Origin of the sequence: Limnohabitans sp. 2KL-51, from assembly GCF_003063645.1 — a bacterium.
Lineage (GTDB): Bacteria > Pseudomonadota > Gammaproteobacteria > Burkholderiales > Burkholderiaceae_C > Limnohabitans_A.
Window position 1 is genome coordinate 24482 of sequence record NZ_NESJ01000013.1, and the last position, 18951, is coordinate 43432.

Sequence of the window (18951 nt, forward strand, 5' to 3'; positions counted from 1 at the left end):
CATGACACTCTAGTGGCATTTGACTTAAAGACCTGCGCGCAGGTGACAGCGGCCCTTGAGCTTTTGAACGAGGTCTCAGACCACCACCACGGGCACACGCGCAGCCAGCGCGCACATGAGCTCGTAGCCCACGGTGCCTGCCGCTTGCGCCACTTCATCAATGCTGAGCACCGCACCTTGGGTCGACTGCCCCCAAAGCGTGACGGTGCTGCCCACATCTGCATCGGGAAATGAACTCAGGTCCACCGTCAACATGTCCATGCTCACCCGACCCACCGTGCGGCCCCGAGCGCCGTCCACCAGCACGGGCGTGCCTGTGGGGCAGCTGCGCGGGTAACCGTCGGCATACCCGCAGGCCACCACACCCATTCGCATGGGGCGGTCTGCCACAAAGCTGGAGCCATAACCCACGCTCTCCCCCGGCTGCAAGTGCTGCACCGCGATGATTTGAGCATGCAAGCTCATGGCGGGCTGCAAGCCCCAATGGGCAGCGCTTTGCTCGGGAAAGTCAGGCGAGCTGCCATAAACCGCGATGCCGGGGCGAATCCAGTCGGCTTTGACGGCCGCATCCTGCGCGTGGCGCAAGGTGGCGGCGCTGTTGCTGACAGTGCGCTCTCCGGGCAAGTCGCGTGTAGCTTCTTCAAACCGGGCCATCTGCTCGTCAATGCCTTTGGGGCCGTCGGCGTCGCTGAAATGGGTCATGAGCGAAATCTCGTCGACCTGCGGCAAGGCGTTCAACCGTGTCCAGGCCGAACGAAAGCGCTGTGGCGCAAAGCCCAGCCGGTTCATGCCCGAGTTCATCTTGAGGAAAACACGGTGCGGCTCGTGCGTCTTGTGCAACGCCAGCATGTCAATTTGCTCGTCACAATGCACCGTGTGCCACAGGTGCAGGCGCGAGCAAAGCTCCAGGTCTCGTGCCTCAAATGCGCCTTCGAGCAGCAAGATCGGGCCACGCCAGCCCAAAGCACGCACGCGTTCGGCCTCGCCCAAGTCCAGCAGGGCAAAACCGTCAGCACCGCGCAAGCCTTCAAACACCCGCTCAATGCCGTGCCCGTAAGCATTGGCCTTGACCACCGCCCACACCTGAGCATCGGGCGCAGCTTGGCGCGTCAAAGCCAGGTTGTGGCGCAAGGCAGCGGTGTGGAGGGTGGCTTGAATGGGGCGGGGCATGGTCATTGCATGAAAAAGGCCGATGGAGTATGCCAGCTTCATCGGCCCTTGGAAGCCCAGCGCCCAAGCGAGCTCTGGGCTGTTGCAGGTCAGCGCGCCTTCAAAAAGTCGCCCACTTCCAGCAACACCAGTTCGTTGTCGTCGGCCTTGTTGGGGTCGCGGCTGCTGGAGAACGGCAGGTTGTTGTCGTTGCCCACCACAATGTGCGTGGCGTCAACAACGTCCACGTTTTCAATGGTGAAAAATGGGAAGCTTAAAACGCCATTGACCAGCGGCTTGCGGGCCAGCTTGTTGGGGTCTTGCATGTTCATCAAATCGATGTAGCCGATCTTGCGCAGCGGGCCGCCCACATTGGCTTCTGTCAGCTCGACCTTGTACACGCGCTTGAACTTTGGCAGGTCGTGGAAGCAATCGGCGCGCTTGACGCCCTCGGGGCACGCCTTGTCGGGTGTACCTTCGCCATTGTCACGCTCAATGATCAGGCCCGTGGTCTCGTCGATCATGTTGAAGTCACCAATGGCGTGGTGGTTGGCTTCCATCACATACTTCCAATGGCGGCCGGTCCATTTTTCGGCTTTGACATCAAACTCCAGCACGCGCAAGTACTGCTTGCCGTCCATCATCTCTGGGGCTTTGGTGGCTTCGTCCCACAAAGCGCCTTCCAGCAAGGCATAGAGCTTACTGCCATCTTTGGAGGCGGCCATGCCTTCATAGCCCCTGGAGCGGCGTGACTGGAAACGCACCAACTGGTCTGGCGAGCCGGGCGTGGTGACGGCAGGGTGGTCGGGCGAACGCACGACTTTGCCTTCGACTTGTGTCTCGAACACCGCTTGCACTTTGCCCTTCATGTCGGCCTTGACCAGGAAAGGACCAAATTCGTCGCCAATCCAGATGGCGCCACCCGCGAACTGAAAGCTCTCGGTGTCAAAGTCCGAGCCAGTCAGGTAACGCTGCTTGGTGCCTTCGTGGACGATGCGAAACGGCACTTTTTTGTCTGGGTCGTGCAAAAACACTGTGTTCAATCGTTTGAATTCGCCCGTTTTGAAATCCACTTTGTAATGGTTCAGGTGCAGCATGAAATCGGGCGAATTGGCTTTGGAACCCGCGCCGTTGTCGGTCAATATCCAGAAGCTGCCGTCGGCCATGCGCTTGATGCCCGAATGGCCCTGAACAGGCTGACCCTTGAAGGGCAAAAACACGCCGGTGGGGCGACCCGCCGACTGGCCTTCGACACTGCCGATTTTCTCGACGCGCTGACCAGTGGTGAATTTGCCGCTGACCTGCAAATCAAACGGGGCGTCTTTGGGCGCGGGGATCAAGGTCATGGCTGGCAGCACGGCGTGGCCTGCCAAGGTGGCGGGGAAAGCGTTTTGCGCTTGGACTTGCAAGGCCCCTGTGGCGCAAACCACCATCCAGGCCGCAGCAATGGCGCTCAAACGGTAAGGCAATGGGAATTTCATGGTGGTCTCAGCAGAAGTTAAGGATTTTTGAACTTAATCAACCGCCATGAAACGGTCATGAACCTTCCATGACAAGGGCAAGACGGGCAGTGCCTGTTGCACCCCTTTCCCCAAGCCAAAAGGGGCTTGTAAATGATTTACACTGATCCGTAGCCTTTTAACCCCGCGCAATTTGCCTGAGCTGTTCAGGCACTGGCTGAATCTTGTCATCCATGGAAGTTTTTGAGTTCTTGATGCCCATCTTCACCGAATACGGCTATTTGGCCGTGTTCGTGATGCTGTTGATCTGCGGCTTTGGTGTCCCCGTTCCAGAAGATGTGACCCTGGTCACGGGCGGTGTCATCGCGGGTCTGGGCCACGCAGATGTGCACACCATGTTTGCCGTGGGCATGGCAGGGGTCATGATTGGTGATGGCCTGATGTTCACGCTGGGGCGCCTGTATGGTGAGCGCATTTCCAAATTGCCCGGTTTTCGCAAAATCCTGACACCCGAGCGCTTCGCCAGCGCACAAGATGCCTTTTACAAATACGGCAAATGGGTCATGTTCGTGGCCCGTTTTCTCCCTGGTCTGCGTACCCCAGTGTTCTTTTCTGCGGGCATGAGCCAACGGGTGAGTTTCGGCACCTGGTTTTTGATGGACGGCTTTGCCGCCCTGATCAGCGTGCCGATCTGGGTGTACCTGGGTTACTTTGGCGCGCAAAACTGGGACTGGATGTTTGGCGTGTTGCGCCAATTCCAGCATGGCATTTTTGCCCTGTTGGGTATCGGCATCGTCTGGTTGGGTTGGCGTTGGTGGCGCAAGCGCCAGGCCACGCTGGCCTCCAAAGCCTCTGGCGACGTCTCTTAAGCTGCCCACGCATGGGCTTCACCTCCCCCAAAAGCCTGGCGGTCGCCGGGCTCCTGTTCAACGCTTTTGTCTGGGGCGTATGCTGGTGGCCCTTCAAACAACTCGAGGCCCAGGGTCTGCACCCACTGTGGGCCACAGCGATCGTCTACGCCTTCGTCTTTGTGTCCATCGCCTTGTGGTTGTGGCGCAGCGGGCAACTGCTGAGCTGGCGCGGCCACCCCGGGCTGTGGCTCATGCTGCTGACCTCGGGCCTGACCAATGTGGGCTTCAACTGGGCCGTCACGGTGGGCGACGTGGTTCGCGTAGTGCTGCTGTTTTATTTGATGCCCGCCTGGTCGGTGCTGGTGGCCTGGTGGCTGCTGGGTGACAAGCCCACCCCCATGGCATTGCTGCGCTTGTTGCTGGCGCTGGCAGGTTTGTTCATTGTGCTCAAAACCCCCGAGACCCCCTGGCCCGTGCCCGAAAGTTTGGCCGACGTGCTGGCCCTGATCGGTGGCCTGACCTTTGCCATCACCAACGCTCTTCTTCTCAAGCTCAAGGACACCCCCAGCTCATCGCGCACCCTGGCCATGTTTGGTGGCGGCGCAGTCATGGCCACGCTGGCGGCCATCGCGGGCTTGGCCACAGGGGTGGTGGCCATCGGTGCGCCCCCCGCCTGGAGCTGGCTGCCCATGGTGGCGCTTCTGGGCATCTCGTTTTTGTTTGGCAACCTGGCACTGCAATACGGCGCAGCGCTCCTGGCCGCCCACACCACGGCGCTGGTCATGCTTTCCGAAGTTCTGTTTGCCAGCGTGTCCTCTGTTTTGTTGGGTGCTGCACAATGGGAAAGCCGCACGCTATGGGGTGGTTCGCTGATTTTGCTGGCGGCACTGCTGTCGGTGATGGACACTTCACAAAAAGACTGAAACACACCAACGGAGCCCATCCATGAGCCTTTATGACTTTGAAGCCCAAAGCATCGACAACCAAACCGTGCCCCTTTCGCGCTACAAAGGCCAGGTGATGTTGATCATCAACACCGCCAGCGCTTGCGGGTTCACGCCGCAGTTCACAGGGCTGGAAAAGCTGCACAAAACCTACGGCGATCAAGGCCTGGCCATACTGGGATTTCCGTGCAACCAATTCGCCAGCCAGGACCCGGGCGACGACGCACAAATCGCCAACTTCTGCCAAAAGAACTACGGCGTGAGCTTCCAGATGATGAGCAAGATCAAGGTCAACGGCTCTGATGCCCACCCACTGTACCAATGGCTCACGGCCGAAGCCCCCGGCATTCTGGGCAGCAAGGGCATCAAGTGGAACTTCACCAAGTTTTTGGTGGGGCGCGACGGTCGCGTGATCAAGCGCTACGCGCCGCAGGACTCGCCAGAGAAGATCGCCAAGGACATTGAGGCGGCGCTGGCGGGTTGACGGTAACTTGGCGGTTTTTGGTGGTAATTGAATGGTAAATGGATGTTGTTTTGATATCTATCCACTTCGCCACCCATCGGCGTAGGGGCCCTACAAACTTGCCCTTGGGCTCTGTGCCACAGGCATCAGGTCCATTCAGGGCCGCCTGATCAAAACTACCAATTCAGCACCGTCAACCACAGCAACACTGCTGCACCGCCCCAAACCAAGACCCGAGTGCGCAGGCGCAGCACTTCCACAGCGCTGACCAAGCGCGCGTTTTGCTCGGCCAACTCGGCCAGGGTTTCGGTCAGTTCGCGCTGGGTCTGGGCTTGGCTGTCGATTTGGCCTTGTGCGGCGATCAAGGCGTTTTTGATTTCACCCAAGCTTGGCACCGCACTGAGCGGGGTGATCGCAGCCGGGGTACCTCCTTGGCCGTTGGGCTGCGAAGGCTGACGGTCCAGCAACTTGCGTGCGGCTTTGAGCACCGTGGGTGCGTGTTCGATCACATCACCCCAGGGAATCACTTTGAGGGCCATCAACCAAGGTATCGCCATCGTCTTGTCCTTTGTGTGCGCTTAGCAAGCGCGGTCTGCCTTACAGAGCCAAATACTAACTCTGTTGGCATTTTGGCGTGGTCGGGCGCGGGCCTTGCCGGATGGGGGAAAGGACTTAGGAGATCTCACATCAGTAAGGTTCCCCATCAATTGATCCTTGAAATACCAATAAAAGACGTTCAAACTTCAAGGGAAAATGAATCACTATGGGCAATGAGCACATCTTGGCTTATCTCTTGGCGTGCATCTTCTCCATGGATACTGGCCAGTCCAGCCTTTGAAACGTCAACCAGGGAAATACATGCTCCAACTGCGCCCTAATTGCGAATGCTGCAACCGCGACCTGCCGCCTGCTGCAGTGGATGCCCGCATCTGCTCGTTTGAATGCACCTTTTGCGCCGATTGCACGGACACGCGCTTAAAGGGCATCTGCCCCAATTGCGGCGGTGACTTGGTGCGCCGCCCGATCAGGCCTGCGGGCAAGTTATTGAACAGCCCCGCATCGACCGAACGGGTGTTCAAGCAGCAAGGCTGTCCTCCATTGGGCTCATCACTTTGATATTTCACGCGCCTGTTCAAGCGGTCCACAGGCATCCACCTGGTGAATGATCAGTAGCAACTGCGCAAGACGAAAACGCAAAAGTGAATGACAAGCAACCCGGCATCAAATCAGCGCTTGCCTTTCGCTATTGGCTTTGGACCAATGCAGAATCTCGTAACTTTGTCGCAGTCCCGCCAGATAAAAAGGATCCATCTGAAGCAGGGCTTCGAGCTGTTGCTTAGAGTCAGCTTGCGCGATCCATAAACCGCCTTTGGGCGTTTCTGAAGGTTCATGTCGCAACGATCCACCCACAGGAATCACATCGCTGTGCCGCTCAAGCCAATCTAAGTGCGCCTGCAAGTGGGCGACCCGCAGGTGCCCATGGTCTGGCTTGTCGGTGAAAAGAACAACAAACAACATGTGGGGACTTCCTGCATGAGTTCAGCCTGGGCCGCCATCTATGACTGGATGGCCTCATCCAGCAACTCCACCCAATGCCGCACTGGCAGGCCGCTGCCGCTTTGCAGGTGGGTGATACAGCCGATGTTGGCGCTGAGCACGCCTTGGGGCTCCAGCGCATTCAAGTGGCCCAGTTTGCGGTCGCGCAGTTGCTTGGACAAATCCGGGTTGAGCACGCTGTAGGTGCCCGCCGAGCCGCAGCAAAGGTGAGACTCATTGGCCGTGACCTTGATCTGGAAGCCCAGGTCGGTCAGGTGCTTTTCCACACCGCCTTTGAGTTGCTGGCCGTGTTGTAGTGTGCAGGGCGGGTGGTAGGCCTGCAGGCCTGCGGCTTGCAGAGCCTCAGGTTTCAGCTTGTCCTTGAGCATAGGCACCAGTTCGGGTAGCAGCTCGCTCAAGTCTTTCGTCAACGCGCCGATGCGGGCGGCTTTGTCGGCGTACTGCGGGTCGTCTTTGAGTACATGGCCGTAGTCTTTGACCATGACTCCGCAGCCCGAGGCGTTCATCACGATGGCTTCGACGTCGCCGCTCTCCACCAGCGGCCACCAGGCGTCGATGTTGGCGCGCATGTGGTCTTTGCCGCCATCGTGGTCGTTCAGGTGGAACTTGAGCGCGCCGCAGCAACCGGCCTTGGGTGCGGTCACGGTTTGGATGCCTGCAGCATCGAGCACACGGGCGGTGGCGGTGTTGATGTTGGGGCTCATGCTCGGCTGAACGCAACCGGCCAGCATCAGCACCTTGCGGGCGTGCGTTTGCGTGGGCCAAGTACCGGCGTCTTGCGGCACAGGCACTTTGGTTTTCAGGCTGTCGGGCAGCAGTCCGCGCACCATTTGGCCCATCTTCATGGCGGGCGCAAACAGTGGGGATGGCAGGCCTTCTTTGAGCGCCCAGCGCAGCATCTTTTCGCCCATAGGGCGCTCGACTTTGGCGTCCACCAGCTTGCGGCCGATGTCGACCAAATGGCCGTACTGCACGCCGCTCGGGCAAGTGCTTTCGCAGTTGCGGCAGGTGAGGCACCGGTCCAGGTGCATCTGGGTTTTGCGGGTGGGCGTTTCGCCTTCGAGCACCTGCTTAATCAAATAGATGCGGCCACGCGGGCCGTCGAGTTCGTCGCCCAACAGTTGGTAGGTGGGGCAAGTGGCGGTGCAAAAGCCGCAGTGCACGCACTTGCGCAAAATGGCTTCGGCCGCCAGGCCATCGGGGGTGTTTTGGTATTCGGGGGCGAGTTGGGTTTGCATGACGATTCGCCTCAGAGGGGGTGCATGCGACCGGTGGCGAAGACGCCTTTCAGGTCGAACTGTTTTTGTAACTGCTGTTGAATGCGGTTTTGCACAAAGTCCAGCGGGGTGTTCACGCCGGAAATTTTGTCCAGCTCGGGATGCGTGGCGCTGGCACGGAACAGCGTGGCATGGCCGCCCACCGATTGCGCCAACTCGCGCAATGGTACGGCCGCCGTGGCCGGCGCCCATAGCCAACGCTGCGCACCTTGCCATTCGATGTAGGTGGCGTAGGGCAAATCCAGAACCGGTGCGGTTTGCGGCACCGACAGGCGCCACAGGCAGGCATCGTGGGAAGGTGAATCGAAAAACTGCAGTGTTTGCTCACCGCTGGCACGCCAGTCTTGCGCGGCTTCGGCATGGGCCATCTGCTGCACTTGCGCGCCCAGCGCCGTCGCATCGGCGCTCATCTTGGCAATGGCAGATTGCACCGCCGCCACCGCGCCGCGCAAACGTACAAACAAATAATCGGCCTCGGGTTGGGCGGTGGTGTCGCGCACCCAGGTGCTGGCGTTCAGGGGCAGGGGCTGGCCGCCCCAGCGGTGCAACAAATCCAGCGCCGGGCCTTGTGCCAAACCCGCGATCATCAGGGTTGCTTCGGCGGGGGCCACGGGCAAGACCTTGAGGCTGACTTCGGTGATCAGGCCCAGCGTGCCCCAGCTGCCGGCCATGAGGCGGCTCACGTCGTAACCGGCCACGTTTTTCATGACCTGGCCACCAAAGGTCAGGTGCTCGCCCAGGCCATTTATGAAACGCGCACCCAACACGTAGTCGCGTACAGCGCCCGCAGTGGCGCGGGCCGGACCGCTTAGACCGGCAGCGACCATACCGCCAACGGTGGCACCTACACCAAAATGCGGCGGCTCAAACGCAAGGTATTGGCCTTTCTCATCCAACACGGCTTCCAGCTCCGCCAATGGCGTGCCGCACCGTGCCGTGACCACCAACTCACTGGGCTCGTAACTCACGATGCCCTGGTAGCCCCGGGTGTCCAGCACCTCGCCCGTGAGGCTTTGGCCCCAAAAGTCTTTAGTGCCGCCTCCGCGCAAACGCAAAGTGCGGCCATCCGCAGCGGCATGGCGCACTGCGTCGATGAGTGAATTGAGTTGAGCTTCCATGAGCGAAGATGGTAACGCCCGGCCTTAAGTGACGGTGTGAATTTTTTGAACGATCAGGTTGTGGGAATTTGCGCGTATCAAAGCACGACCAGGTGCTCCGTGGTGGCGCCGCGAACAGCACTGATCGGAATTCGTTGATCCAGCGTCACCAGTCTTCCTTGGTTCTTGACGGCCAAGGCCAAGAGATACAGATCCGTCAATTGCCTCGCGCTGTGAATGTGCCCATGTTGAAACTGCAGGGGATCCAAGAGGCTGATCTCATCGAACCAAAATGCGTGATGATCTGTGCGCGTTGAGTTTTGCAACATGCCGACCAGCATGGGCATGGGTTGCGGGCTGCTGTAACCGGGTTGGCCCATGATGCGAAGGCACCCATTTTGGGTCAATGCACAGGTGGCCCAACCCTGTTGAATGTTCTTTTCAAACCATTGAGCGGCACAAACATGGTGAACATGATCACGGTCATGCAAGGCAATCAGCACATTGACGTCAAACAGCGCGCGCATCAAACACCCTCGGCGTCGCGCAAGCGTTCGATCAACTCATTGCTGATGACCACGCCCCTTGAAGGCAAGGGCTGAATGCCATATTGGGCCAAACGCTCTGAGACATGGGGCACGGTTTGATCTGCTTGCGGCTGATAGTTGCCCACTGCAAATGCTTTTCTCGCCAAATCACTCATGACTTGCCCGATTGATTTTTTCTCTCTTTGCGCAATTTCTTTGGCAGCAAAAAGAACATCGTCTGCAATGTCTAAAGTAGTACGCATTGTGTTTCCCTATGTTTTGATGTTTGATGCTAGCACATCAAACATCCAGCTGGCTTGATCCCCCTATTTCAATGGAACATGTCTTCGCCTAGGGCTTCAAACCGCAACAAACTCATTCACCGGCAACCCCGCCACTTCCACCTGCGTCGCAAACACACACCCCGCCCCCGGGTACTGCGCCAGCTCTTGCGCGCTGCGGCCCTGGCGGGAGGTGGTGATGAACAGGGTTTTCAGGTCCACCCCGCCGAAGCAGAGCATGGTCGGACAATGCACCGGCGTAACCAATTCGGCCAATAACTCGCCTTTGGGCGACAGGCGCAGCAGGCGTTGGCCTTCGTATTGGGCAGACCAATAGCAACCATCGCTGTCCACGGCGGCACCGTCGGGGCGGCCGCCATACTCTGGCGTATTGGGCATCTCGCTGCCCCAAACCCAGCCAGCGGGCTTGGGCGTCATGGTGTGGAACACGCGCCCAGCGCTCAGTTGGCCGGTGGTCGAATCCACATCAAACGCCCGCACCTGGTGCGCGGCGGTATCGGCCCAATAGGCGGTGCGGCCGTCGGGTGACCAAGCCAGGCCGTTGGCCGTCACCACGCCATGGTTCGCACCGTCCTTCTCGCCGCCCATCATGGCGTGCAGCCCTTGGCCGTCCAGCATGTAAAGCGCACCCAGTGCCTGGTCCTTGGGCTCGTACAGGCTGCCTGCCCAAAATCGGCCTTGCGCATCACACTTGCCGTCGTTGAAACGCAAGCGCGCGGTGTCGTAAGGCGCTGGGGCCAAGGACTGCAAATAGCCCTGCCAGTCACGTGCCACATAAATGCCATCGCGCAGGGCCATGATCAGGCCACCACCTTGCACAGGCGCGATGCAGCCCGGCTCTTGTGCCAAGGGCCAATACTCAACCGGCCCTTGGGCCTGCAGGCCCTGCACCGCCACACGTGCGATGCGCCGCCCGGGAATGTCCACCCAATACAAGCGCTGCTCTTGCGGGTGCCAAAACGGCGATTCGCCCAAACCATCGGGTTCGATGGTCAGGACGGTCCAGGAAGGGGTCAACAAGGTGGCTGTGTGCATGAAAACCATTGTGCCCGAGGCCCTGTCGTCCAACGGCGCGCCCGCAGGCACGTACCCCGATCAAAGTTCAGGACAAACTGGCCAACACCCTACCCCAAAGAAACAGCCCGCAGGGCCGAAGCACTGCGGGCTGATGAGGGGGTGGCTTGCGCCACCGCTTGCAATGAAACCTGTCGTAAAAGGCTTTTAGCCGTGGTAAGCCGACTCTCCATGGGAGGAGATGTCCAGACCTTCTCGCTCTTCATCTTCAGTGACGCGCAGACCAATGGTCAGGTCCACAATCTTGAAGGCGACCACCGAGACCACGCCCGACCAGACGATGGTCAACAGCACAGCCTTGGCCTGTGTCCAGACTTGCGCAGCGATGGAGTAAGCATCGGGGGCAATCATGGCCACCGTGACCCAGTCACCCACAGCGCTGGGGCCACCCAAAGCAGGCGAGTTGAACACACCGGTCAACAAGGCGCCAACGATACCGCCCACACCGTGCACACCGAACACATCCAGGGAATCGTCAGCACCCAGCATCTTCTTGAGGCCATTGACACCCCACAGGCAAGCAAAACCTGCCACGACGCCGATCACCAGACCGCCTCCGATGCCCACGTTACCCGCAGCAGGCGTGATGGCCACCAAACCGGCGACAGCACCCGAAGCGGCACCCAGCATGGAGGCTTTGCCGCGCATCATGGCTTCACCCACACACCAGGCCAGCACCGCACCGGCTGTGGCCACCAGCGTGTTGATGAAGGCCAGCGCTGCAAAACCGTTGGCTTCCAGGGCCGAACCAGCGTTGAAGCCGAACCAACCCACCCACAGCAAGGACGCACCCACCATGGTCAAGGTCAGGCTGTGCGGGGCCATAGCTTCACGGCCATATCCCACGCGTTTGCCAATCATGAAGGCACCGACCAAACCAGCCACAGCGGCATTGATGTGCACCACGGTGCCGCCTGCAAAGTCCAGCGCACCCCACTGCCAGATCAAACCGGCTTTGCTGGTCATCTCATCGGCCACTTCTTTGGCGGAGTAGGCGTCAGGGCCCATCCAGAACCAGACCATGTGTGCAATAGGCAGGTAACTGAAAGTGAACCACAACGCCATGAAGGTCAACACGGCAGAGAACTTGATGCGCTCTGCAAAGGCGCCCACGATCAGTGCGCAAGTGATGCCAGCAAACGTGGCTTGGAAGGCAGCGAACGAGATCTCGGGAATGACCACACCCTTGCTGAAGGTGGCGGCATTGGCAAAGGTGCCTGCTGCGTTGTCCCAGATGCCTTTCATAAACAGGCGGTCAAAACCACCGATGAAGGCATTGCCCTCGGTGAACGCCAAGCTGTAACCGTAGATGAACCACAACACGGTGATCATCGAGAAGGTGACCACCACTTGCATCAGCACCGACAGCATGTTTTTGCTGCGCACCAAGCCACCGTAAAACAAGGCCAAGCCAGGAATAACCATCATGATCACCAGGATGGTGGACACCATCATCCAGGCGGTGTCGCCTTTGTTGGGCACCAACACGGGCGCTGCTTCGGCGGCGGCCGGAGCAGCCGTGGCTGCTGCTGCGGGTACTGCAACGGGTGCAGCGGCATCGGCCGGTTTGGCTTCAGCAGCCGGTGCCGTCACGGCAGCAGGGGCAGCGGTTTGTGCAGTGGCCACAGAAGCCGTGCCGAACACACCCAAACCCAGACTCAGGCCCAAGGCCAAGGTAACGAGAAAATTTTTCATTTTCGACTCTCTTTCTTATTCGTCAAAGGGCTTCGCCGCCGGTTTCACCGGTACGAATGCGAATCACCTGTTCGAGGTCGTACACAAAGATCTTGCCGTCGCCGATCTTGCCGGTGCGGGCACCGGATTCGATGGCTTCAATCACGCGCTCGACGAGTTCGTCCGAGACAGCGGCTTCGATCTTCACTTTGGGCAAAAAGTCGACCACGTATTCCGCGCCGCGGTACAGCTCGGTGTGGCCCTTTTGACGACCAAAGCCTTTGACTTCGGTCACGGTGATGCCCTGCACGCCGATGCCCGAAAGTGCTTCACGCACCTCATCCAGCTTGAAGGGTTTAATGATGGCGGTCACCAGTTTCATGATGGCTCCTTGTTGAATTGAGTGGCAATCAGAAGGCGTATTTCAGGCCCACAACCACGCCGGTTTTGCCTGTGAATTTACCCGCGGGTGTGTAGTACGCCGCTTTGTCTGCATCGGTGCCCACCAAAGCGGCTGTCGCTGACAGACCGTTACCCAGGTCTTTGCCCAAGGTGAGCGAGTAATCGGTGTACGAGAAAGCGCCATTGTTTTTGACGGACTGGTAACCCACATGCGGCACCAGGCTGAACCCGTTGCCCATGTCAAAGGTGCCGCTCAGGTCCAGGTAATAGCTGTTTTTGCTGTCGGTGAATCCGAACAAGTTGGACACCGCATGCGAGTACTTCAAAGTGGCGGGTCCCATGGTGACTGCGCCATAGACTTCACTCGTATTGGCACTCACGGCCAGCTTATTGCTGGGGTACTCATAACGCAAGAAACCCACGTCGTAGGCCACATCGCCCACAGCGCCCTTGTAGCCACCGTACAGATCGACTTCAACCGAAGCATCGCCACCCACGTCCTTGATCCACTTGATGCCGGAAGCCCAGGCTCCGACATAAAAACCGCTCTTGTCCGCGTAGTCAAAGCCGCCTTGCATGGCAGGCTTGAGGCGCGACTGGGAAATGCCACGGTAACGGTAGTCGCTGACGGCGCCCACATTGAAAGACAGACTGCTTTCGGGCGCTGCCGCCTGTGCTTGTGCCAAACCACTCACGGAACCCAAAGCCAAGGCGATGAGTGAAGGAACGAAGATTTTTTTCATGAGGAACTCCAATGAAGTGAAAAGGGTTGTCCATCTATGCAGGGAGCGTGCCAACCCTATTTCATGGCCTTCTACAAGGGCATTTACCAGTGCTTTTTAACTCTGTACATGGTTGAATAGCATTCAAACAACTTACGTGCATCACGTCTGGCTGCACGAGTACACACCATGCACCAGCATGGGGCAGGGAGGGGATATGAGTCTCAGTTTGGTGCACAGCCGCGCTTTGGTTGGCTTGCAGGCGCCCGCCGTCACCGTTGAGGTGCACCTGGCGAATGGTCTGCCCAGCTTCACGCTGGTGGGCCTGGCGGATGTCGAAGTCAAAGAAGCCCGCGAACGGGTGCGCTCGGCCCTGCAAAACAGCGGGCTGGACTTTCCGCACAACCAACGCATCACCGTCAACCTGGCCCCGGCCGACTTGCCCAAAGACTCCGGGCGTCTGGATTTGCCCATCGCGCTGGGCATCTTGGCGGCCAGTGGACAGATTGACGCGAGCAAACTGGCGGGCTACGAATTTGCAGGGGAGTTGTCGCTGTCGGGTGAGCTGCGTCCGGTGCGCGGCGCACTGGCCATGAGCTTGGTGCTGCGCCGGCAGCAGGTTCGCACGCGGCTGGTCTTGCCCCCGGGCAGCGCCGAAGAAGCGGCGCTGGTGCCAGATGCTGAAGTGTTCAGGGCTCGCCACCTGCTCGATGTGGTGCAACAGTTTTTGCCGCCATCCAATGAGCCGCCACCCGAGCCCAGCGACGGCTGGTCGCGCATGGCCGCCACCACGCCCAGCGCCCCTCCACGCTATGCCGACCTGGCCGATGTGAAAGGCCAAGCAGGCATCAAACGGGTGCTGGAAATCGCCGCTGCAGGAGGCCATTCGCTGCTCATGATCGGCCCGCCGGGTTCAGGCAAGTCCATGCTGGCGCAGCGCTTTGCGGGTTTGCTGCCGCCCATGGCCATCGAAGACGCCTTGGAATCGGCCGCCATCGCCGGCCTGGCAGGGCGTTTTGACCTGACACGCTGGGCACAACGCCCCACGGGCCAGCCCCATCACTCCGCCAGCGCGGTGGCCTTGGTGGGCGGCGGCTCGCCACCGCGCCCAGGTGAAATTTCACTGGCGCACCACGGTGTGCTGTTTCTGGACGAGCTGCCCGAATTTCCGCGTGCAGCGCTGGAGGCCCTGCGCGAACCTCTGGAGACGGGCACCATCACCATCGCGCGGGCCGCTCGGCGAGCCGAGTTTCCGGCGCGCTTTCAGTTGATCGCCGCCATGAACCCCTGCCCTTGCGGCTATTTGGGCAGCGCCTCCCGCGCCTGCCGCTGCTCACCCGACCAGGTCAGCCGCTACCAGGGCAAGCTCAGCGGCCCGCTGCTGGACCGCATCGACTTGCACATCGAAGTGCCCAGCCTGCCTGCGCACGACTTGCTGAGCGCCCCACCCGGAGAAAGCACCGCTACGATTGCGGCGCGCAGCCTGGCCGCCCGCGAACTCGCCCTGGCACGGCAAGGCTGCACCAACGCCGACCTGCAAGGCCAGGCCATCGACAATCAATCGCGCCTGGAAGACAACGCCACTGCCTTGCTGCAAAAAGCCGCCGTCAAACTCGGCTGGAGCGGCCGCAGCGTGCACCGCAGCCTCAAAGTCGCCCGCACCATCGCCGACCTGGCGGGCAGCGACACGATTGCCGCCGCCCATGTGGCAGAGGCGGTGCAGTACCGGCGGGTGCTCAAAGAACAGTGAGCCTTACGTGCCTCTACAAGCGCTTACAACTTCAGCGTCCTGCTGCGCCGCGCAGTCAACGCACAGCGGCACCAGCCGTTATAGAGGCACCTACACCCACAAGGTCCTTCCATGAACAAAGTCTTGCGCCCACTGATTTTGGGAGTTTTGATCGCCAGCGTGAGCAGCTTGGCCCTGGCCGAAGGACGCCACGGCCCCCGCCACCCAGGCAACAGCCACGGCAACTACGGCAACCATGGAAAACATGGCAGTCACCGAGCCGCAGAGTGGCTTGGGGCTTTGGTGGTTTTGGGCCTGGCCGGTGCGGCCATCAATGCCGCAGCCAGCCAACCCGAACCTGCAGCGCCCTCCGTTAGCTACGTTTCACCGCCCATCAGCTACGCAGCACCCCCGCCTGCACCGGTCAACGCCAGTTATTTTTGCGCTTCGGCCAGACAGTTCTACCCTTACACCGCCTACTGTCCTGAAGGCTGGCAACTGGTGTTGCCTGCGCGGTAATGGCTTGCCCATTACACCAAAGACAAGCCGCCGTCCATCATCAAGGTGTGCCCGGTGACCAGGCCCGAAGCCGATGAGGCCAAAAACATGATCGCGTGCACGATGTCTTCTTCGGTGCCGGTGCGCTTGAGCGGGATGCTTTGCGTCTTGGTGCGCACGTAATCCGGGTTGGCAAACAAATCCTTCGTCATGCCCGAGGGAATGGCGGTGGGCGCCAGCGCATTCACCCGCACCAGCGGCGCCCACTCGACGGCCATCACCTTGGTCATGTGCGAGACGGCCGCTTTTTGAATGCCGTAAGGCGTGCCCTTGCCCGAGACCACCACCCCATTGACACTGCCAATGTTCACAATCGCGCCACCCCGGCTGCGCATGGGTTCGCCAAAAACCTGGCAGCTGCGGTAAACACCGTTCAGGTTCACATCGGTCAGCGTCATCCAGGTTTCTTCGTCACAACCGGCAAAGTCCGAGCGGATTTGCAAGCCATGCGCATTGACCAGCACATCCAGGCCTTCGGTAAGCGCCACCTCGGCCTGCACCGCTTGCAGCGAAGCCCGGTCGCGCACATCGGCTACGCGGTGCGTAATTTGTGGGTGCTGCTCACCGCCTTCAGCGGGTGACTGGTCCACACTCCAGACTTGCGCACCCAAAGACGCAAAGCCCCGGCAGATCGCTGCCCCCAGCGTGCCGCGCCCGCCCGTCACCAGCACGTGGGCCCCCACCAAATCACGGTAGGGGAAGGCGTAATCGCCACTTGGCGCAAAGTTGCCCAAAGCCACCATGGCTCAGTCCACCGTGGCGCCGGAGATCTTCACACCCTCGGCCCACATCTCAATCTGGCGCGTCACAAACTGGCGAAACTCGTCAGGCTTGTTGCCCACCACGGTGCTGCCCAAATCGTTCATCTTCTGCGCCACATCGGCTTGCTTGAGCGCGTCTGCCAAGTCCAGCGCCAGCTTGTCCACCACCGATTTGGGCGTGCCCTTGGGGGCAAAAAAACCAGCCCAAGGCGCTGCATTGAAATTGGCAAAGCCTTGCTCGGCCACCGTTTTGTAATCAGGCGCACCGGGCGCACGCTGGGGCGTGGTGATGGCGATCATCTTGAGCTTGCCCGCCTTCAAATGCTGTTGCACCGCCGGCAAACCCGTGACGCCCACCATCAACGTGCCGCCCAGCAAGTCGGTGATCATGGGGGTGCTGCCCTTGTATGGGATGTGGGTCAGTTGCACATTGGACCTGGCTTTCAGGATTTCCATGCCCAGGTGCGAGGCCGTGCCATTGCCGTCCGAGCCATAGGAAAATTTTCCAGGTTCTTTCTTGAGCAAGGCGATCAGCTCGGGCAGGGTGTTGGCGGGCACCTGTGGGTTGACCACAATCGCGTTCGGGTAGATGGTGGCCTGCGTCAAGGGCTCGAAATCGTTCAGCGGGTGGTAAGGCATCTTCTTGTACAAGGAGATGTTGATCGAATGCGATCCGGTCACGCCCAGCACAATGTTGTAGCCGTCTGGAGCCGATTTGGCCACCAGGTCCGAGCCCACGTTGCCGCCCGCACCCGCCTTGTTGTCAATGACCACAGGCTGCCCCCACTTGGTGCTGAGTTTTTCAGCCACCACACGGGCCGTGATGTCGGTCGCGCCACCGGGCGGGAAAGGCACCACGATGCGCACCGGCTTGTTGGGAAAGTCGGTGGTCTGCGCCGCCAAGGGTCCAGCCAGCCAGGCTGTAGCCAGCACAGCGGTCATGGCAAGGGTTTTCTTCAACATGGGGTTTTCTCCTGGGGTGAATTCCAAAACGGAAAAGGGTGGGCCTCCAACGGGGCGTGCAGCAATTGCGCGGCCCAGTCAGCGGCTTGCGCGGCTGGCAAACTGCCCTCGCAGTAACTCAAAAATTTGTCCATCAACGCCTCTTCGGTGAAAGGCATTTGTGCATCACCGGGCACGGCCGTCACTTCGTGCTCGTGCCGACTGCCGTCTTGGCAGGCGATCAACAGCCGTGCGCCGCGCAGGCCCTGCTGCGTCCAGGGCGCGTCCACTTGCACCTGCACCTTGGCTTCCAGCGCACGCAACGCAGGGTCTTGAAACTGCGGTTCGCGGTAAATCCAGGGGTCCAGTCGGCCCCAGCGCAACATGGCGGCCAGACCAAAACTCAGCGAGAACTGAGCTTGCAAAGGCGTTTGGGGTGCCCGGTTGCCACAGTAAATGGTGGCTTCTTCATAGATCTGCAACACCACGCTGTCCACTGTGTCCAGATCGATCACGTCCCGCAGCGCATGGGCTGCCAGAGCGCCGTAATGCACATGTCGCACCGCCGCATAGGGCTTGAAATACGCCTTCAACAATTGAAAGTCCGGCGCATGGTCAAAAGCCACGGGCGGTTTGCCCAGACCAACGCTTGCGTATTCGGCCACCGAACCGGCAGGGGCAGTGATGCCGCTGGCCACCGCCAGCGCGGCACTTTGCCCCAGTTGCGCCGCATGGCCCAAATAGGTGTTGCGTGCGGTATCGCCTGATCGCACAGGCCAATACAAACTCATGGGCAACTGGCAAGCGGCCATGTTCACGGCCTGGACGATTTGGTCGGGCGTCAGGCCCAGCGCATGGGCCACCGCAGCGGCAGCGCCCAAGGCAGGCCAGTTGCCGTCCACATGCATGCCCGGGTTGATGCGCAAACTGGCCCCCATGCGGGCACCGATTTCGTAGCCCACCACCCATGATTTCAGAAACTGCCCATAGGTCAACCGCGACGCTATGGGCCACAGCGCCGCCAAGGCCGCCACACCCGGACGGCCATGGGCACCGGCATGGCCCTCACAGGCCTCGTCCCAGCATGCGGCCATGGCCAGCACCAACGCGGCATGGCCCACAGACAGGCCGGGTCCATCGGGCGTCAGGCGAAAGTTGCCCGGATCGGCCGCCGCAGCGCGCTGCGCCAATTCGGCCACGGGCCCCGCGCGCAACCCCGCCGTGATGCAACCCAGGGTGTCGAGCACCAGCCAACGGGCGTGGGTGTGCAACGCCGGGTGTGCGTCCAGATCGACGGCTTGTAAACGCTGCAAAACCGAGAGCAATTGAGCATCCATATCTTGTCCACTTTGCGCTTACTCTAAAGCGTATTGCGCCCGCCAAACCGCACCGATGCGACAGCTTTTCTGACCCGATGCACGCAAGTTGAAGCGTGGTGCTTGACCGTGTCACGATAATGAGC

The 18951-nt window shown here is 60.2% G+C and carries 21 protein-coding genes; 6 read left to right on the top strand and 15 right to left on the bottom strand.

Going from position 1 to position 18951, the window contains the following annotated elements; all coding sequences use genetic code 11:
• Positions 1–75: 75 nt before the first annotated feature.
• Positions 76–1170: an alanine racemase gene (gene alr, locus B9Z49_RS14275; protein WP_108354226.1), complete on the bottom strand. Its 1095-nt coding sequence runs from the start codon at positions 1168–1170 to the stop codon at positions 76–78.
• An 89-nt stretch (positions 1171–1259) separates the two neighbouring features.
• Complete coding sequence (locus B9Z49_RS14280; RefSeq protein WP_108354227.1) at positions 1260–2582, bottom strand: esterase-like activity of phytase family protein; 1323 nt, start codon at positions 2580–2582, stop codon at positions 1260–1262.
• A 260-nt stretch (positions 2583–2842) separates the two neighbouring features.
• On the opposite strand from B9Z49_RS14280, the gene B9Z49_RS14285 reads away from it, so the two are divergent.
• The 3 genes from B9Z49_RS14285 to B9Z49_RS14295 are packed head-to-tail and all read left to right on the top strand — an operon-like array spanning position 2843 to position 4888.
• Positions 2843–3478, top strand: coding sequence for a DedA family protein (locus B9Z49_RS14285; protein ID WP_108354109.1), 636 nt, complete (start codon positions 2843–2845; stop codon positions 3476–3478).
• Between the two features lie 11 nt (positions 3479–3489).
• On the top strand, positions 3490–4383 hold the full coding sequence (locus tag B9Z49_RS14290) for a DMT family transporter (RefSeq protein WP_108354110.1): 894 nt from the start codon (positions 3490–3492) through the stop codon (positions 4381–4383).
• A 22-nt stretch (positions 4384–4405) separates the two neighbouring features.
• Entirely contained in the window at positions 4406–4888 is a 483-nt protein-coding gene (locus tag B9Z49_RS14295; protein WP_108354111.1) for a glutathione peroxidase, read from the top strand.
• Positions 4889–5043: 155 nt separating this feature from the next.
• Here the strand turns inward: B9Z49_RS14295 and B9Z49_RS14300 are convergent, their stop codons facing one another.
• On the bottom strand, positions 5044–5424 hold the full coding sequence (locus B9Z49_RS14300; RefSeq protein ID WP_108354112.1) for a hypothetical protein: 381 nt from the start codon (positions 5422–5424) through the stop codon (positions 5044–5046).
• A 301-nt stretch (positions 5425–5725) separates the two neighbouring features.
• Between B9Z49_RS14300 and B9Z49_RS14305 the strand changes: the two genes are divergently transcribed.
• Positions 5726–5983, top strand: coding sequence for a DUF1272 domain-containing protein (locus B9Z49_RS14305; protein ID WP_108354113.1), 258 nt, complete (start codon positions 5726–5728; stop codon positions 5981–5983).
• 105 nt (positions 5984–6088) lie between these two features.
• Here B9Z49_RS14305 and B9Z49_RS14310 read toward each other — a convergent pair whose 3' ends face one another.
• The 9 genes from B9Z49_RS14310 to B9Z49_RS14350 form a co-directional block, all read right to left on the bottom strand.
• Complete coding sequence (locus tag B9Z49_RS14310) at positions 6089–6385, bottom strand: YciI family protein (protein WP_108354114.1); 297 nt, start codon at positions 6383–6385, stop codon at positions 6089–6091.
• 38 nt (positions 6386–6423) lie between these two features.
• Complete coding sequence (gene glcF / locus B9Z49_RS14315; RefSeq protein WP_108354115.1) at positions 6424–7662, bottom strand: glycolate oxidase subunit GlcF; 1239 nt, start codon at positions 7660–7662, stop codon at positions 6424–6426.
• An 11-nt stretch (positions 7663–7673) separates the two neighbouring features.
• Positions 7674–8819 carry a glycolate oxidase subunit GlcE gene (glcE, locus tag B9Z49_RS14320; RefSeq protein ID WP_108354116.1) on the bottom strand — a complete coding sequence of 382 codons (1146 nt, stop codon included), beginning with the start codon at positions 8817–8819 and terminating at the stop codon, positions 7674–7676.
• Positions 8820–8896: 77 nt separating this feature from the next.
• Positions 8897–9325, bottom strand: a complete 429-nt coding sequence (locus tag B9Z49_RS14325; protein WP_108354117.1) for a TA system VapC family ribonuclease toxin — start codon at positions 9323–9325, stop codon at positions 8897–8899.
• Positions 9325–9588 carry an antitoxin gene (locus B9Z49_RS14330; protein WP_108354118.1) on the bottom strand — a complete coding sequence of 88 codons (264 nt, stop codon included), beginning with the start codon at positions 9586–9588 and terminating at the stop codon, positions 9325–9327. The genes B9Z49_RS14325 and B9Z49_RS14330 overlap by 1 nt, the downstream gene beginning before the upstream one ends.
• 96 nt (positions 9589–9684) lie before the next feature.
• Entirely contained in the window at positions 9685–10662 is a 978-nt protein-coding gene (locus B9Z49_RS14335; RefSeq protein ID WP_108354228.1) for an SMP-30/gluconolactonase/LRE family protein, read from the bottom strand.
• 186 nt (positions 10663–10848) lie between these two features.
• Positions 10849–12396: an ammonium transporter gene (locus tag B9Z49_RS14340; protein WP_108354119.1), complete on the bottom strand. Its 1548-nt coding sequence runs from the start codon at positions 12394–12396 to the stop codon at positions 10849–10851.
• Positions 12397–12418: 22 nt separating this feature from the next.
• Positions 12419–12757 carry a P-II family nitrogen regulator gene (gene glnK, locus B9Z49_RS14345; protein WP_053173185.1) on the bottom strand — a complete coding sequence of 113 codons (339 nt, stop codon included), beginning with the start codon at positions 12755–12757 and terminating at the stop codon, positions 12419–12421.
• Positions 12758–12785: 28 nt separating this feature from the next.
• The gene (locus B9Z49_RS14350; RefSeq protein ID WP_108354120.1) at positions 12786–13520 is read right to left on the bottom strand and encodes a TorF family putative porin; all 735 of its coding nucleotides are present in this window, start codon (positions 13518–13520) and stop codon (positions 12786–12788) included.
• Between the two features lie 196 nt (positions 13521–13716).
• Between B9Z49_RS14350 and B9Z49_RS14355 the strand changes: the two genes are divergently transcribed.
• Together B9Z49_RS14355 and B9Z49_RS14360 are read left to right on the top strand one after the other, a co-directional pair.
• Positions 13717–15249 carry a YifB family Mg chelatase-like AAA ATPase gene (locus B9Z49_RS14355; protein ID WP_108354121.1) on the top strand — a complete coding sequence of 511 codons (1533 nt, stop codon included), beginning with the start codon at positions 13717–13719 and terminating at the stop codon, positions 15247–15249.
• A 111-nt stretch (positions 15250–15360) separates the two neighbouring features.
• Positions 15361–15747 carry a hypothetical protein gene (locus B9Z49_RS14360; RefSeq protein ID WP_108354122.1) on the top strand — a complete coding sequence of 129 codons (387 nt, stop codon included), beginning with the start codon at positions 15361–15363 and terminating at the stop codon, positions 15745–15747.
• A gap of 11 nt (positions 15748–15758) precedes the next feature.
• Here the strand turns inward: B9Z49_RS14360 and B9Z49_RS14365 are convergent, their stop codons facing one another.
• The 3 genes from B9Z49_RS14365 to B9Z49_RS14375 are packed head-to-tail and all read right to left on the bottom strand — an operon-like array spanning position 15759 to position 18826.
• Positions 15759–16529, bottom strand: a complete 771-nt coding sequence (locus B9Z49_RS14365) for an SDR family NAD(P)-dependent oxidoreductase (RefSeq protein ID WP_108354123.1) — start codon at positions 16527–16529, stop codon at positions 15759–15761.
• Between the two features lie 3 nt (positions 16530–16532).
• Entirely contained in the window at positions 16533–17510 is a 978-nt protein-coding gene (locus B9Z49_RS14370) for a tripartite tricarboxylate transporter substrate binding protein (RefSeq protein WP_108354124.1), read from the bottom strand.
• The gene (locus tag B9Z49_RS14375; RefSeq protein WP_108354125.1) at positions 17504–18826 is read right to left on the bottom strand and encodes an MmgE/PrpD family protein; all 1323 of its coding nucleotides are present in this window, start codon (positions 18824–18826) and stop codon (positions 17504–17506) included. The genes B9Z49_RS14370 and B9Z49_RS14375 overlap by 7 nt, the downstream gene beginning before the upstream one ends.
• Between the last annotated feature and the right edge of the window lie 125 nt (positions 18827–18951).